Origin of the sequence: Vibrio sp. D54, from assembly GCF_021728075.1 — a bacterium.
Taxonomy (GTDB): Bacteria; Pseudomonadota; Gammaproteobacteria; order Enterobacterales; family Vibrionaceae; genus Vibrio; species Vibrio alginolyticus.
The window spans coordinates 46,859-60,643 of record NZ_JAKKCS010000017.1 but is presented as its reverse complement, the minus strand read 5'-3'; the positions used below and the strand labels follow the sequence as shown (position 1 = coordinate 60,643).

General features: G+C 45.5%; 11 protein-coding genes and 8 tRNA genes. 10 read left to right on the top strand and 9 right to left on the bottom strand.

What is annotated here, in order from left to right; translation table 11 throughout:
* Positions 1 to 21 precede the first annotated feature (21 nt).
* The 4 genes from cysE to L3V37_RS19245 all read right to left on the bottom strand — a co-directional run bounded on the left by cysE (position 22) and on the right by L3V37_RS19245 (position 3,279).
* Positions 22 to 843, bottom strand: a complete 822-nt coding sequence (gene cysE / locus L3V37_RS19260; RefSeq protein ID WP_005381475.1) for a serine O-acetyltransferase — start codon at positions 841 to 843, stop codon at positions 22 to 24.
* Positions 844 to 921: 78 nt separating this feature from the next.
* Positions 922 to 1,959, bottom strand: a complete 1,038-nt coding sequence (gene gpsA, locus L3V37_RS19255; RefSeq protein ID WP_005381474.1) for an NAD(P)H-dependent glycerol-3-phosphate dehydrogenase — start codon at positions 1,957 to 1,959, stop codon at positions 922 to 924.
* Between the two features lie 195 nt (positions 1,960 to 2,154).
* Positions 2,155 to 2,619, bottom strand: coding sequence for a protein-export chaperone SecB (gene secB / locus L3V37_RS19250; RefSeq protein ID WP_005386410.1), 465 nt, complete (start codon positions 2,617 to 2,619; stop codon positions 2,155 to 2,157).
* A 225-nt stretch (positions 2,620 to 2,844) separates the two neighbouring features.
* Positions 2,845 to 3,279, bottom strand: a complete 435-nt coding sequence (locus L3V37_RS19245; RefSeq protein WP_237306795.1) for a rhodanese-like domain-containing protein — start codon at positions 3,277 to 3,279, stop codon at positions 2,845 to 2,847.
* A 547-nt stretch (positions 3,280 to 3,826) separates the two neighbouring features.
* On the opposite strand from L3V37_RS19245, the gene gpmM reads away from it, so the two are divergent.
* A complete protein-coding gene (gene gpmM, locus L3V37_RS19240) occupies positions 3,827 to 5,359 on the top strand; it encodes a 2,3-bisphosphoglycerate-independent phosphoglycerate mutase (protein WP_033907178.1) in 1,533 nt (510 codons plus the stop codon).
* Positions 5,360 to 5,441: 82 nt separating this feature from the next.
* Here gpmM and L3V37_RS19235 read toward each other — a convergent pair whose 3' ends face one another.
* The 4 genes from L3V37_RS19235 to rsgA form a co-directional block, all read right to left on the bottom strand.
* The gene (locus L3V37_RS19235; RefSeq protein WP_025768800.1) at positions 5,442 to 6,329 is read right to left on the bottom strand and encodes a DMT family transporter; all 888 of its coding nucleotides are present in this window, start codon (positions 6,327 to 6,329) and stop codon (positions 5,442 to 5,444) included.
* 132 nt (positions 6,330 to 6,461) lie between these two features.
* The gene (locus L3V37_RS19230; RefSeq protein WP_005386418.1) at positions 6,462 to 7,877 is read right to left on the bottom strand and encodes a DASS family sodium-coupled anion symporter; all 1,416 of its coding nucleotides are present in this window, start codon (positions 7,875 to 7,877) and stop codon (positions 6,462 to 6,464) included.
* Positions 7,878 to 8,043: 166 nt separating this feature from the next.
* The gene (asd, locus tag L3V37_RS19225; protein WP_005381465.1) at positions 8,044 to 8,901 is read right to left on the bottom strand and encodes an archaetidylserine decarboxylase; all 858 of its coding nucleotides are present in this window, start codon (positions 8,899 to 8,901) and stop codon (positions 8,044 to 8,046) included.
* A gap of 116 nt (positions 8,902 to 9,017) precedes the next feature.
* Positions 9,018 to 10,082 (bottom strand): small ribosomal subunit biogenesis GTPase RsgA, encoded by a 1,065-nt coding sequence (rsgA, locus tag L3V37_RS19220; RefSeq protein WP_154204982.1) that lies wholly within the window; start codon positions 10,080 to 10,082, stop codon positions 9,018 to 9,020.
* 129 nt (positions 10,083 to 10,211) lie between these two features.
* On the opposite strand from rsgA, the gene orn reads away from it, so the two are divergent.
* The 9 genes from orn to L3V37_RS19175 all read left to right on the top strand — a co-directional run bounded on the left by orn (position 10,212) and on the right by L3V37_RS19175 (position 11,770).
* Positions 10,212 to 10,757: an oligoribonuclease gene (orn, locus tag L3V37_RS19215; RefSeq protein ID WP_017635574.1), complete on the top strand. Its 546-nt coding sequence runs from the start codon at positions 10,212 to 10,214 to the stop codon at positions 10,755 to 10,757.
* A gap of 156 nt (positions 10,758 to 10,913) precedes the next feature.
* Positions 10,914 to 10,989, top strand: a tRNA-Gly gene (locus L3V37_RS19210).
* Positions 10,990 to 11,031: 42 nt separating this feature from the next.
* Positions 11,032 to 11,108, top strand: a tRNA-Met gene (locus L3V37_RS19205).
* Positions 11,109 to 11,110: 2 nt separating this feature from the next.
* A tRNA-Gly gene (locus L3V37_RS19200) sits at positions 11,111 to 11,186 on the top strand.
* 42 nt (positions 11,187 to 11,228) lie between these two features.
* Positions 11,229 to 11,305, top strand: a tRNA-Met gene (locus tag L3V37_RS19195).
* A 30-nt stretch (positions 11,306 to 11,335) separates the two neighbouring features.
* Positions 11,336 to 11,411 (top strand) — tRNA-Gly (locus tag L3V37_RS19190).
* Between the two features lie 36 nt (positions 11,412 to 11,447).
* Positions 11,448 to 11,523, top strand: a tRNA-Gly gene (locus L3V37_RS19185).
* Between the two features lie 36 nt (positions 11,524 to 11,559).
* Positions 11,560 to 11,635 (top strand) — tRNA-Gly (locus L3V37_RS19180).
* Positions 11,636 to 11,693: 58 nt separating this feature from the next.
* Positions 11,694 to 11,770, top strand: a tRNA-Met gene (locus L3V37_RS19175).
* Positions 11,771 to 12,390: 620 nt separating this feature from the next.
* Here the strand turns inward: L3V37_RS19175 and queG are convergent.
* The gene (gene queG / locus L3V37_RS19170; RefSeq protein ID WP_005381370.1) at positions 12,391 to 13,518 is read right to left on the bottom strand and encodes a tRNA epoxyqueuosine(34) reductase QueG; all 1,128 of its coding nucleotides are present in this window, start codon (positions 13,516 to 13,518) and stop codon (positions 12,391 to 12,393) included.
* Positions 13,519 to 13,785 lie beyond the last annotated feature (267 nt).

Sequence of the window (13,785 nt, the reverse complement as noted above, 5' to 3'; positions counted from 1 at the left end):
GTCAAAAAGGTTTGTTGACGATTAAATACCATCTCCATGGATAAAGCTTTGCGACTTGCCGTTAAAGCCTTGATCCATATCGAGAGAGGGTTTGTCCGTTTTTGGACGTCCGACGATTTTTGCAGGCACGCCAGCCACCGTTGTGTGAGGAGGCACGGCTTGCAATACCACAGAGCAAGATCCGATTTTCGCGCCTTCACCGACTTCGATATTGCCAAGAATCTTTGCACCAGCTCCGATCATCACACCCTCGCGAATTTTCGGGTGACGATCACCGCATTCTTTACCAGTACCACCAAGGGTGACATCTTGCAGTATAGACACGTCGTTTTCGACCACGGCAGTTTCACCAATCACGATGCCTGTTGCATGGTCGAGCATGATGCCACTACCAATGCGCGCTGCAGGGTGAATATCGACCTGACATGCTACCGAAATCTGATTTTGTAGGTAAGTCGCAAGAGCGTGACGACCTTGCTTCCACAGCCAGTTTGCTACTCGGTAGCCTTGCAGTGCGTGATAGCCTTTTAGGTACAGCAATGGCATTGAGTACATTGAAACAGCAGGGTCGCGATTGACCGTGGCACAAATATCACAAGCCGCGCCGTCAGTGATGGTTGGATCTGCCGCAAAGGCTTCTTCAACCACTTCACGCACAGCCATCGCTGGCATGGAAGCGGTGTTCAATTTGTTAGCCAGAATATAACTCAGAGCGGCACACAAACTTTCATGCTTGATAATGGTGGCATGATAGAAGCTCGCCAGCATAGGCTCTTGTTCTGACATTTCACGGGCTTCTGAGACAATTTTGTTCCAGACTTTTTGTTTTTCGCAGTGTTTCATTCTCAATATCCAGAGTGGTTCTTCCGTGACCCGACAACTTCAATTTTTCTCAGATGAGCAGCAAAGGGCGGTAGATTGCTACTTTCCTTCGGCTTTTTTGTCACGAGCAAGTAAATCTTGCGCTGCTAAGCGCGCATCTTTTCCTTGATACAATACTTGATAAATTTGATCAACTATCGGCATCTCAACACCCATACGTTGAGAGAGTAGCCATACTTCTTTTGTATTGCGGTAACCCTCAACCACTTGACCAATTTCTTCTTGAGCCGTATCAACGTCTTTACCTTGGCCTAATGCCAAGCCAAAGCGTCGGTTACGTGATTGGTTATCGGTACATGTCAGGACAAGATCGCCTAAACCCGCCATGCCCATAAAGGTTTCTGGCTGTGCACCCAGCGCAGCACCAAGGCGACTCATTTCAGCCAAGCCACGAGTAATTAATGCAGTACGGGCGTTGGCGCCAAAACCGATACCATCAGACATACCTGCACCAATCGCAATAACGTTTTTCACAGCGCCGCCCAATTGCATACCAATAAAGTCACTATTGGCGTATACGCGGAAGGTTTTGCTACAGTGGATTTTTTCTTGTAGATCCGCAACAAATTCAGAATCTGGAGACGCAACTGAAATTGCAGTCGGCATACCCATTGCGAGCTCTTTCGCAAACGTTGGGCCAGACAATACTGCTAGTGAGTAGTTTTCACCGATAATGTCATAAGCGACGTCTTTCAGCAGGCGCCCCGTTTCAGGTTCAAGCCCTTTGGTTGCCCAACAGATGCGAGAGTCTTCGCGCAAGAATGGTTTACAGCTGTTTAGCACGATGCCAAAGACATGGCTTGGAACCACAACCAACAAATCTCGGCTTGCTTGAACGGCTTTTTCTAAATCCGATTCAATGATCAAGCTTTCAGGGAAATCAACACCTGGTAAGAAGGCATGGTTAGCTCGGTCTGCTTCTAGGCGAGCCATGTGCTCTGGCTCGTGTCCCCAAAGGACAACGTTCGCGCCGTTACGAGCGAGTGAGATCGCCAAAGAGGTGCCGTATGAGCCTGCGCCAATCACAGTCATTGCGATGTCTTTACCGTAAGCATTGTTTGTATTTGCTTGTGTCATGCTACCGCCTAATTGTCTTGCTACTAGTAGAATCTAGTTCCTAATCGTCAAATTTTACGCCTTCTGGCGATTAGGAACTAGGAACTTTTGTCAGAAATAAAAAATGCACATTGCATCGGATGGTAGACGCTCTGTGCATTTTATTTGAGTCGGTGACGTCAGCACTGTGGCTATTCGTCACTTATAAAACGTGAATTACGCTTCAGCTTCGCCTTGTTGAGCTTGCTGTTGTAGGTAGTTCATGAATAGCGCGTCAAAGTTTACTGGCGCTAGGTTCAGTTGAGGGAACGTACCTTTAACGACTAGGCTTGAGATAGTTTCACGAGCGTATGGGAATAGGATGTTCGGGCAGAATGCGCCTAGGCAATGTGCAAGTTGACCAGCTTCCATTTGTTCAGCAGTGAAGATACCACCTTGTTGAACTTCACATAGGAACGCAGTCTCTTCTTCGTTCTTCACAGTAACGGTTAGGCGTAGAACAACTTCGTAAACGCCTTCACCAAGCTCGCGGCTTTGAGTGTCTAGGTCTAGTTTAACGTCTGGGTTCCACTCTTTCTGGAAAATTACTGGAGAGTTCGGCGCTTCAAAAGAAACGTCTTTTAGGAAGATGCGTTGAATTGCGAAGTTTTGTTGTGCGTCTTGAGGTGCTGCTTCAGCCATTTTTTAATCCTTAAATCAATATTTGTTGAGCCTAGAAACGTCTAAGCTCAGAAAACTGGTATGTCCTGAGACTAACTGAGCCAATCTACCTTGACTAGATGAAGCGTGTATTACGTGCAAAGCGTCACAACTTAGTGCTCCAACTGCTTTCAATTTGCTCAGTTTTTTGTCCGCGAGGCTTGGTAAAAGCGCGTTTAAACGCGAACTTTCGTTCTTGCCACGTTCCTACTTCTTACCGCGAACTAACGGCAGGTTCGCTTCGTTCCACGCAATCAAACCATTTTTTAGTAGGCTCACGTTTTCGAAGCCAGCTTTTACTAGTAGGTTTGCGCTTTCTTGAGCGGCCTGTCCTGTCTTGCATACCACAATGATTGGGTCTGATTTGTGGTTTTCAAGGCTACTCAAGTTACCCGCTTTGATGTCTGACGGTAAAATGTGAAGTGAGTCGGTGATATGACCTTTTTTGAACTCGTCTTTGGTACGGATATCCACTACAACGCCGTTTTCACGGTTCATAAGATGAGTCAGTTGGTTTACGTTGATTTCTTTGTATGCGGCTGTCGCTGATTTCACGATGTTCATGATAAAGGCGACAAGAAGACCTACCCAAACCAAAGATAGAATCATGTTCTGTTGGAAAAATTCAATGTACTCTTGCATGTCTTGAGCTCTTACGCTGTTGGCGGAAAAATAAAGCAGGAGTATAGCGAGGTTACGGCTCTTAGGCGAGAGGGTTAAAATTTTCTAACGAATAATTGAGATCTCTATAAACCCGTTATGCCCTTACTATCCGTACATTTCGCTCTGGTAGCTTGATTGCTTTGGCCTATTGGACTTATCGGTTTAAGTGACTTCTGTTTTACTGAGAAAAGAGAACAATAGGTATTAACCCATCTTGTTTGATGTTGCTTTAAATTAGCGCTGTTTCAAGTGCAAAAATAAGAATGAGAAGCGTAAGAAAACCGAACTTAGACTGGGGTGTACAAAGCGTATTAGAAATGACTATGCTTGTGGAACACGATTGTCGGCACTGACTCGTTGTTCGCTTAACTTGTAAGATAGCAACAATAAATCGCAAACATTATTTGATCTTAACCTACAGTTTTGGTTAAAAAGTGTAGTAAAATTACGCTAGTTTTGTTTCAAGGTTAGATAGGGCAGCGAGGCCCTACGCCAAAAGTTACTTAAATTTGATGAGGTCATCACTATGTCAGCTAAGAAGCCACTGGCTCTAGTTATCCTTGACGGTTACGGTTACCGTGAAGACACAGCAAGTAACGCAATTGCGAATGCGAAAACACCAGTAATGGATGCTCTGATTGCGAATAACCCACACACATTAATCTCTGCTTCAGGCATGGATGTTGGCCTTCCTGATGGTCAAATGGGTAACTCTGAAGTTGGTCACACTAACATTGGTGCAGGCCGCGTTGTATACCAAGACCTGACTCGTATCACTAAATCAATTGCGGATGGTGAGTTCGAAGAAACGCCTGCGCTAGTTGAAGCTATCGACTCTGCAGTGAAAGCTGAAAAAGCAGTACACATCATGGGCCTGATGTCTCCAGGCGGTGTTCACTCTCACGAAGACCACATTTACGCTGCAGTTGAAATGGCAGCGGCGCGTGGCGCAGAGAAAATCTACCTACACTGCTTCCTAGACGGCCGTGACACACCACCACGTAGTGCTGAAAACTCACTACAACGTTTCCAAGACCTATTTGCGAAACTAGGTAAAGGCCGCGTTGCTTCTCTAGTAGGTCGTTACTACGCAATGGACCGTGACAACAACTGGGATCGCGTCCAAGTTGCTTACGATCTTCTAACTCAAGCTAAAGCTGAGTTCACAGCAGAAACGGCAGTTGCAGGTCTAGAAGCGGCTTACGCTCGTGAAGAAAACGACGAATTCGTTAAAGCAACAACTATCAAAGCGGAAGGTCAAGAAGACGCAATCATGCAAGATGGTGATGCGGTTATCTTCATGAACTACCGTGCTGACCGTGCACGTCAAATCACTCGTGCATTCGTTCCTGCGTTTGACGGCTTTGAGCGTGCAGTATTCCCAGCAATCAACTTTGTGATGCTGACTCAATACGCGGCTGATATCCCTCTAGCTATCGCATTCCCACCTGCGTCTCTAGAAAACACTTACGGTGAGTGGCTATCTAAACAAGGTCAAACTCAGCTACGTATCTCTGAAACAGAGAAATACGCACACGTGACTTTCTTCTTCAACGGTGGTGTTGAGAACGAATTTGAAGGCGAAGAGCGTCAATTGGTTGCTTCTCCAAAAGTTGCAACGTACGACATGCAGCCTGAAATGAGCTCTCCAGAACTAACAGAGAAGATGGTTGCGGCTATCAAATCAGGTAAGTTCGATACCATCATCTGTAACTACCCGAACGCAGATATGGTTGGTCACACTGGCGTTTATGAAGCGGCTGAGAAAGCAATCGAAGCTCTAGATGAAAGTGTGGGTAAAGTGGTTGAAGCAATCAAAGAAGTTGGCGGTCAACTATTGATCACTGCGGACCACGGTAACGCAGAAATGATGATCGACCCTGAAACTGGCGGCATCCACACTGCTCATACTAACCTACCAGTACCTCTAATCTATGTAGGTGACAAAGCGGTTGAATTCAAAGAAGGCGGTAAACTGTCTGACCTTGCACCAACCATGCTTTCTCTAGCTGGTCTAGAAATCCCAGCAGAAATGACGGGTGAAGTACTAGTTAAATAGTTAACTAACGGCTTCGAATGACAAAAGCCCGAGTTTAAACTCGGGCTTTTTTGTATCTGGCAATAAGGGCTGGTCTGTAAGGTTACTGAACCAAAATGCCCGCACCAATCACAGCTAGGGCTGCGCCCAACCATGCAAATCGGTTTGGTCGGCGTTTAGTGTAAATCCAGAGCAGTGGTAGCAACATAATTGGCGTGGTTGAAGATAGAAGTGCAACCATACCTACATTTCCTTCTTGCAGTGCGTATAAGATTAGCGTCATGCCGACGGCCATCGCCAAGAAACCATTAAGCGCAGTAATACCAAATATGCGCCAAGTAATGTGTTGCGTCGAGCGAGCGACTTTGACACCTAGAACTAACAACATGCTGTGGGCGAAAAAGGCACTGATCATTCGAATAGCAGAAGCCGCAACTGGGTCAATACTGGTTTGCATTACTGGCTTGGCGATGATGCCGCCCAATGCTTGGCACATTGCTGCGGTTAAGCCAAGTCCAATACCCACCCAGATGTTACCTTTAATGTCTTCCAAGACGTTATTCACTTGACCTCTTCGGCCAAAGAATATCGCCATCACCACGCCGCTAAATACCAATGATGCGCCCAGTAGTTCTATTGTGGTCATGACTTCGCTAAATAAGAAGTAGCCCAAGATGGCAGAGAACACGGCGTGGCAAGAGAATAGTAACCCGGCTTGTCTTGGCCCCATACGATTCAAACACGCGAATAGAGCGGTATCACCAATAAAAATACCAATCAGTCCTGAGGCCATCATTGGCGTTACATGTTCCCAAGAAACCGTTAACCAGCCGCCAGTTATCCAGGCCATTGTTGATAAGATCACGGCTGTGCAGCCCATACGCCAGCGGCTGTAAGAAAATGCGCCTAGGTGTTGTGCAGGAATGACCGAAATTAGGCTAGAAACTGCCCACAGAAAAGCGGCGCATAAAGCAAGCCATTCGTAACCCATGATGTGTCGACGTCCTTGTAGAGTAGAGGAGTCTTAATATGCACGAAATTTATGGGATGTAAAAGCCGCTCTGTAAGGGCAGTAGCTGGAGAGCAGCTCCATGACAACACGCTTTTTCATGGAGCTCTTCGATTAAAACAGTACCAAAACTGCGCCATACACGATAAGTAGACCAATCAAACCAAGAATCAGCCCCACTTTCGCCATGTCTTTGCTCTCGATGAGGCCTGTTGAATAAGCCAAAGAGTTTGGTGGTGTGGAAACCGGTAAGATCATGCCAAGTGATGCGGAGAAGGCGACGACAACCAGTAAACCTTGTAGGCCACCAACCGCAATAAGGCTTGGCATGGATGTACCAATAGCGGCAGCAATAGGCATCAATAAGTTTGCCGTTGCGGTATTAGACATAAAGTTCGCCATTAACCAGCACACTACCGATAGGGCTAAAACAACGGCAAATGGTGATAGCAGGCTGTAATCAATAGCGTGCGCTAATGCTTCGGCTAAGCCTGTTTTGTCTAAGGCAATACCAATTGCTATACCACCGGCAACCAGCCATAAAACATCCCAGTTAATTAGCTTGAGCTCTTCTTTTCCCATAATGCCCGTTAACGTGAACACTGCTAGTGGGATAATCGCGACAACATATGTATTCATGCCATGCACTTTCGTTGTCATCCAAAGCAAAATGGTTAGTGCAAAAGTGATGTAGACGACGATCGCACGCCAGCTCTTTTTGAATGTACCATCTAGCTTTAGTTTCATTTCTGGTTCGCTAGACGGAAACAGCTTTTGCAACAAGAACCAAGCTACAGTGAGTTGTACCAACACAAAAGGTAGACCCATTGTCATCCACGATAGGAAGTCTATCGCGTTTTCTCCAGTGAGATATTGAAGCGCTATCGCATTAGGTGGCGTGCCTATCGGAGTCGCAATGCCGCCTGTATTCGCTGCAATTGGAATACACAACACCAGTGCTTTAATGCCTAAATCCCCTTTAGGTGCTGAAGCGACGATGGGGCCAAGCAGGGCTAGCATCATCACGGTCGTGGCAGTATTGGACATAAACATTGAAAAAACGGCGGTAATTAACATCAAGCCTAGCATGATGAACTTAGGTTGGGTGCCGAATGGTTTTAATAGTACTCGGGCGAGGTTGTTGTCGAGCTCGTATTTGGAAGCCGCAATCGCAAGAGCAAAACCACCCATAAAAAGAATAATGATCGGTGAAGAGAAGGCCGAGAAAATATCGGTGTAAGCAATTAACTCTCCTAAATCATGCCCCGCTGGTGGATTGCGAAATAGATGCAAACCTTTATCCGATATCATGATCAGTTCAAGAGCGATAATAAGAATGGACGTAGCAAAAACGGGAACCGGCTCGAGAACCCAAAGTAGGGCAGCAAGAAGAAAAATAGCTAACAGGCGATGCTGAATTAAAGTGAGATCGTCAATAGGAATAGCATCGATCGGCATCATCAAAACACCGAGCGGAATTAAAAAGCACACCAGCAATTTCGCCAACGTGTTTACACTCATCTTTGGCATTGGCTGCCCCTCTAAATATTCATTCTAAGCGCAGGATAATTGATTGTGGAATGAGGGTCTTAGAGGCAGGTATGAGTTTGAGAAATAGAGGCTAAATTTCGAACGGAGTTTTGCTTTTTATCAATAAAAAGAGCCCTTAATAAAGGGCTCTTTAACGGTGTTTTACTTATTTTTTCAAGGCGTAAGGTGTGCCCATAACGGTTGGCTTACCGTTTTCCATGCTTGCGTCAAACTCAATCGCGTCTTTGGCAAACAGGTTAATAACAGTAGAACCCAGTTTGAAGCGGCCCATCTCTTCGCCTTTTTTCAAGATCACGGCCTTGTCACCCTCTGCTGGGTAATCCCATTTGTAGACAGTGTTTCCACGAGGCGGAGTGATAGTGCCAGCCCATACTTGTTCAATGCTACCAACAATTGTCGCACCAACAAGCACCTGTGCCATTGGACCAAACTCAGTATCGAAGATACACACCACACGCTCGTTACGTGCAAATAGGTTCGGTACGTTTTCTGCTGTCAGAGGGTTTACTGAGAACAGGTCACCTGGTACGTAAATCATTTGGCGTAGAGTGCCGTCACATGGCATGTGTACACGGTGGTAATCGCGCGGAGATAGATACAATGTGGCAAAAGAACCATCTTTAAATTCGTCCGCTAAATTCGCGTCACCGCCCAGCAATTCTTGCGCTGAGAAGTGATGACCTTTTGCTTGGATAAGTTGACCATCTTCAATAGGGCCAAACTGGCTAACACAAGCGTCGGCTGGATGAGTGATGACGTTTTCGCCTTCAGAAATTGGGCGTGCGCCTTCTTTTAGCTCACGAACGAAAAACTCGTTGAACGTTTTAAAATGCTTAGGATCTGAGTGCTTTGCCTCATCCATATTCACATTGTATTGTTTGATAAACCAACGAATAACTGCTGTTGTTAGACCGCCAGCTTTTGCTGAAGCCAGTTTACCCATTAGGCGAGTGAGGCCGTGTTGTGGGATCCAGTACTGCAGTCCAACTTTAAACTTGTCCATCTTTAATTCCGATACTTCTGTTAGATTCGCGCTTTAGGGCGCGTGATGTTACTGAAATTTAATTTGCTTGTCAGTATTAGGTGAAGACTTTTTACACAGTTACAGCCTTAACTCAATTACAGATCGGCTTTTTTATTACGTGAATACTGACGATTTGCTTTGTTTTCAACCATGCTTTCCAAAATGCGATGATAGTTTTCAAAGCGAGTTTCGTTAATTTCCCCGTTCTCGACAGCTTCGCGTAGAAGGCAGCCTGGGTCATCATTGTGTTTACAATCTCGGAACTTGCAACCGCCTAGATATGGTCGAAATTCAACGAATGCTTTTGTTACTTCTTCTGCTTCCAAATGCCAAAGACCAAATTCACGTACTCCAGGTGAGTCGATCAAATCGCCACCCGTTGGAATGTGGTATAAACGTGCAGCCGTCGTGGTGTGTTGGCCCAAGCCAGAGTTCTCAGAGACTTCGCCTTCTTCCACTTCGCTCTCTAGTTCCGGCATTAACGCATTGACTAAGCTGGATTTCCCTACGCCTGATTGACCAACAAAGATATTAATTCGATCACGCAGTAGGGTTTCTAGTTCAGCAATGCCTTCTCCAGACTTCTTGCTGACCAGAAGCACTTTATAGCCAATACGTTCATATTCTTTGAGCCATTCTTCATACATTGCACGGTCATCGGCTTCTAGAAGGTCGATCTTATTTAAGACCAACAATGGCGCAATATTCAGTGTTTCTGATGCAACGAGATAGCGGTCAATAATATTTAGCGATAGCTCTGGTAATACCGAAGAGACAATGACCATTTGATCAATATTGGCTGCAACGGGTTTTAGGCCATCGTAATAATCTGGACGAGTGAGCACTGAAGAGCGAGGTTCTACCGCTTCAACAACACCAGAGATGCCCGCCATAGACTCCAATCCTTCGCGCCATAAAACACGATCGCCAGATACTAGAGACTCAATACCACGGCGGAGGTTACAGCGTTGAATTTCGCCTGTTTCAAGGTCTTCAATGTCCGCGTGCTGACCAAAACGAGTGATCACGAGACCTTGCTTGCTGGCGCCTAGCATGTTTTCATCCCACTGGATGGAATCTTCTTGCTTCTTCAAACGCTTTTGTTGGTTGCTACGTACGCGTCGCACCTGACCTTTGGTTAACTTTTTCTTCTTTGCCACAATTCTGTACTTTATGTGAATTTACTCAAATGGTTGAGCCGTACTCTTGGCTCCGTGTATGAGTATCGTGTTTCTCGTATTTTGAGGTATAGTACCTCTTTTATCGATAAACAAATAGGCGGCGTAACCATGTCCTTTAGCGATCAAAACCTAATTTGGGTTGATTTAGAGATGACAGGGCTTGATCCTGAAACGCACAAAATCATCGAAATTGCTTCTATTGTCACGGATAGCGAACTAAATATTTTGGCTGAAGGTCCAGTGTTAGCGATTCATCAGCCGGAAGAAGAACTGGCGAAAATGGACGACTGGTGTACTAATACGCATACGGCAAGCGGTTTGGTGGAGCGCGTTCGAAACAGTCAAATCTCAGAACAAGACGCAGTCGCACAAACCATTGAATTTTTAGAAAAATGGGTGCCAAAAGGGGCGTCGCCAATATGTGGTAACAGCATTGGGCAGGATCGTCGCTTTTTATACAAGCATATGCCTGAGTTGGAAGAGTTCTTTCATTACCGATATGTTGACGTTAGTACTCTTAAAGAACTAGCACGTCGCTGGCAACCTGAGGTGCTAAATGGGTTCACAAAACAGGGAACACATTTGGCCTTGGACGACATTCGTGAGTCCATCGCAGAACTTAAGTACTATCGAGGTACTATTTTCAAGATTTAACTGTTAAGGTTGCGATCCAAATTGTTGTAATTTATATCGCTTTTGATTGCTTTTTCGTCGTTCAGTAAAAAAATAAAGTTTTTTTGAAGGAAGGACTTGCATCACAAAAAAATGCTCTTATAATTCGCAGCCCTAAACAGCGGAAACGTTGTTGATGCGACACTAGCTCAGTTGGTAGAGCGCAACCTTGCCAAGGTTGAGGTCACGAGTTCGAACCTCGTGTGTCGCTCCAGTTTCATAGTTCTCACGGTACTTAACGGTGACACAATACGGACGCGGGGTGGAGCAGCTTGGTAGCTCGTCGGGCTCATAACCCGAAGGTCGTCGGTTCAAATCCGGCCCCCGCAACCAATGCGACACTAGCTCAGTTGGTAGAGCGCAACCTTGCCAAGGTTGAGGTCACGAGTTCGAACCTCGTGTGTCGCTCCAGTTTTATAGTTCTCACGGTACTCAACGGTGACACAATACGGACGCGGGGTGGAGCAGCTTGGTAGCTCGTCGGGCTCATAACCCGAAGGTCGTCGGTTCAAATCCGGCCCCCGCAACCAAATTCCATTAATAGCGACTGCTGTTAATATGCGACACTAGCTCAGTTGGTAGAGCGCAACCTTGCCAAGGTTGAGGTCACGAGTTCGAACCTCGTGTGTCGCTCCAGTATATAGCCCTCATCGTGCTCAACGGTGACAAAATGCGACACTAGCTCAGTTGGTAGAGCGCAACCTTGCCAAGGTTGAGGTCACGAGTTCGAACCTCGTGTGTCGCTCCAATATATAGCCTTTATCGTGCTTAACGGTGACAAAAGGCGACACTAGCTCAGTTGGTAGAGCGCAACCTTGCCAAGGTTGAGGTCACGAGTTCGAACCTCGTGTGTCGCTCCAGTTTCTTTTTATAAATGAAAGCAAAGCCTTCATCATCAACGAAGATGAAGCACTCGGACGCGGGGTGGAGCAGCTTGGTAGCTCGTCGGGCTCATAACCCGAAGGTCGTCGGTTCAAATCCGGCCCCCGCAACCAAATACAAGACGATAGATTGAGTACTTATTTAGTATACAATTGTTAAGTCGTCTACGGATGCGCCGCTTGATTCAACGCCTGCTTCTCGCAACCAATCACATCGCTCTTTTCATAATGCTGCGAAGCATGAATCCCCAAAAGCTAAACTTTTATCCGCATCATATGATGTCGGACGATTTCGTTTGTGTTTAAAACACGATATGAATCGGCTGACGTACAAGTATGATGAGGCTTCGCGTGTTTTATCTACTTTAATTAACAGAGTTATCCACACACGTCGTTCTGTGGATAAGTTGGTTGATAAAGTGTTTTTAGCTTGACTTTTTATGATGGGGAAGAAAGATCTTTTCTCTAAAGTGAAGTGGAAACAACAAAGAAATATCAATTAAATCTTTGTTATATAAAGAAAAAATAAGTTTTTTGTCGGATCGGGTACGTTAAAATACGATCATTAACTGGTATTTTTTTGATCCTAGTCATTTCTCCGAGCTGTGTTTAACTTTTTTCTGCTAGCTTGTTTTTCTTGAATCTCAAATTTTTTTCCACATTACAAAATTGAGAACAAGGTCATGAATTGAACATGCAAAAGTACTTTCAATCTCTTGCATATAGACTACGCTCTATGCGTCTCTCGGCAGTCCCTTCTCGACTATCCTTATTAAGCGTTGCTTTTTCGTCTCTATAGATGAATTACTCTCAGTGGGGAGTTGATTCAGTTGCTCTGTCAAAGCCCATTTAATGTGCTCATCAAGTAATTTATTTTCACCTTGCCGACTTTCCAGCGCATCTATGATTCGCTGACTATATTCCGCATTACCAAGTGCGACAGCGATGTTACGTAGCCACTGTATATGACCAATACGACGGATAGCGGAGCCTTCCATATTTTTTAGAAAAGTCGCTTCATCCCAGTTAAACATGTCGACGAGGTCAGGGTTTTTGAAACTGTCACGACGGTGGAAATCATCTTGCTCCGTTATGTCGGCGTAGCGGTTCCATGGGCAAACCAATTGACAGTCGTCACAACCATAAATGCGGTTACCCATTGGCTTTCGAAACTCTTCAGGAATCACGCCATCGAACTCGATGGTGAGATAAGAGATACAACGCCTGGCATCGACAACTTTGTCTTCAACGATGGCTTGTGTTGGGCATGATGTAATGCATGCTTTGCATTTACCGCACTGATCAACGCTTGGCTCATCTACGGGTAGTGGTAAGTCGATAAGTAGTTCACCTAAAAAGAACCACGATCCACAGTCTTGATCTAAAATCAGGGAATGTTTCCCGGTCCAACCTAAGCCCGCTTTTTGGGCGAGAGGTCGCTCTAATATTGGTGCGGAATCAACGAAAGGTCGGTAACCATATTGACCAACCTCTTGTTCAATAAGTTTGCCGAGCTTATTTAGCTGCTTTCTGACGAGCTTGTGATAATCGCGCCCTAGTGCGTAGCGGCTAATATAGGCATGACTTTTATTCGCGAGGTTCGAAGCGAATTGAGCCTCTGGTGGCAGATAGTCCATCCGGACGCTGATAACACGAACGGTTCCCGGGAGTAGCTCATGGGGTCTAGCACGCATCATACCGTGACGAGCCATCCAATCCATTGAGCCGTGATAGCCTGCATCAAGCCATTTTTGTAGTGCTGCTTCATGTTCACTCAGATCAACGTCGCAGATCCCAACTTTTTGGAAGCCGAGTTCTTTTCCCCAAACTTTGATTTGTTGTGCGAGTTGTTCGTAGTTCATGTTAACCACCGGAATAAAGGGGGGCGGATCTTAACGGATCTCTGGCTTTGGTGCTACCCAGTTAGGTACGTTTTTGATGTTGTGAATACTGCTTATTGAAGTCATTTGCATATATTCTAAATCTAGGTCGATACTAAGATGATTAAGATACCGTTTATTGGATACTTTTTTCGCACATATGACATTTGAAAGCTTGTCTCTCAAAACCAACACGGTTTACTATTCCTGTTCTTTTGATTTTTATATAGTCAACGATCATTAGTTAGA

What these genes read in the sequence shown, in the direction of transcription:
- L3V37_RS19245 (WP_237306795.1), bottom strand. Translation starts at nt 3,279, where the DNA reads ATGCAAGAGTACATTGAATTTTTCCAACAGAACATGATTCTATCTTTG.
- queG (WP_005381370.1), bottom strand. Translation starts at nt 13,518, where the DNA reads ATGAACTACGAACAACTCGCACAACAAATCAAAGTTTGGGGAAAAGAA.
- cysE (WP_005381475.1), bottom strand. Translation starts at nt 843, where the DNA reads ATGAAACACTGCGAAAAACAAAAAGTCTGGAACAAAATTGTCTCAGAA.
- gpmM (WP_033907178.1), top strand. Translation starts at nt 3,827, where the DNA reads ATGTCAGCTAAGAAGCCACTGGCTCTAGTTATCCTTGACGGTTACGGT.
- asd (WP_005381465.1), bottom strand. Translation starts at nt 8,901, where the DNA reads ATGGACAAGTTTAAAGTTGGACTGCAGTACTGGATCCCACAACACGGC.
- orn (WP_017635574.1), top strand. Translation starts at nt 10,212, where the DNA reads ATGTCCTTTAGCGATCAAAACCTAATTTGGGTTGATTTAGAGATGACA.
- L3V37_RS19235 (WP_025768800.1), bottom strand. Translation starts at nt 6,329, where the DNA reads ATGGGTTACGAATGGCTTGCTTTATGCGCCGCTTTTCTGTGGGCAGTT.
- L3V37_RS19230 (WP_005386418.1), bottom strand. Translation starts at nt 7,877, where the DNA reads ATGCCAAAGATGAGTGTAAACACGTTGGCGAAATTGCTGGTGTGCTTT.
- secB (WP_005386410.1), bottom strand. Translation starts at nt 2,619, where the DNA reads ATGGCTGAAGCAGCACCTCAAGACGCACAACAAAACTTCGCAATTCAA.
- gpsA (WP_005381474.1), bottom strand. Translation starts at nt 1,959, where the DNA reads ATGACACAAGCAAATACAAACAATGCTTACGGTAAAGACATCGCAATG.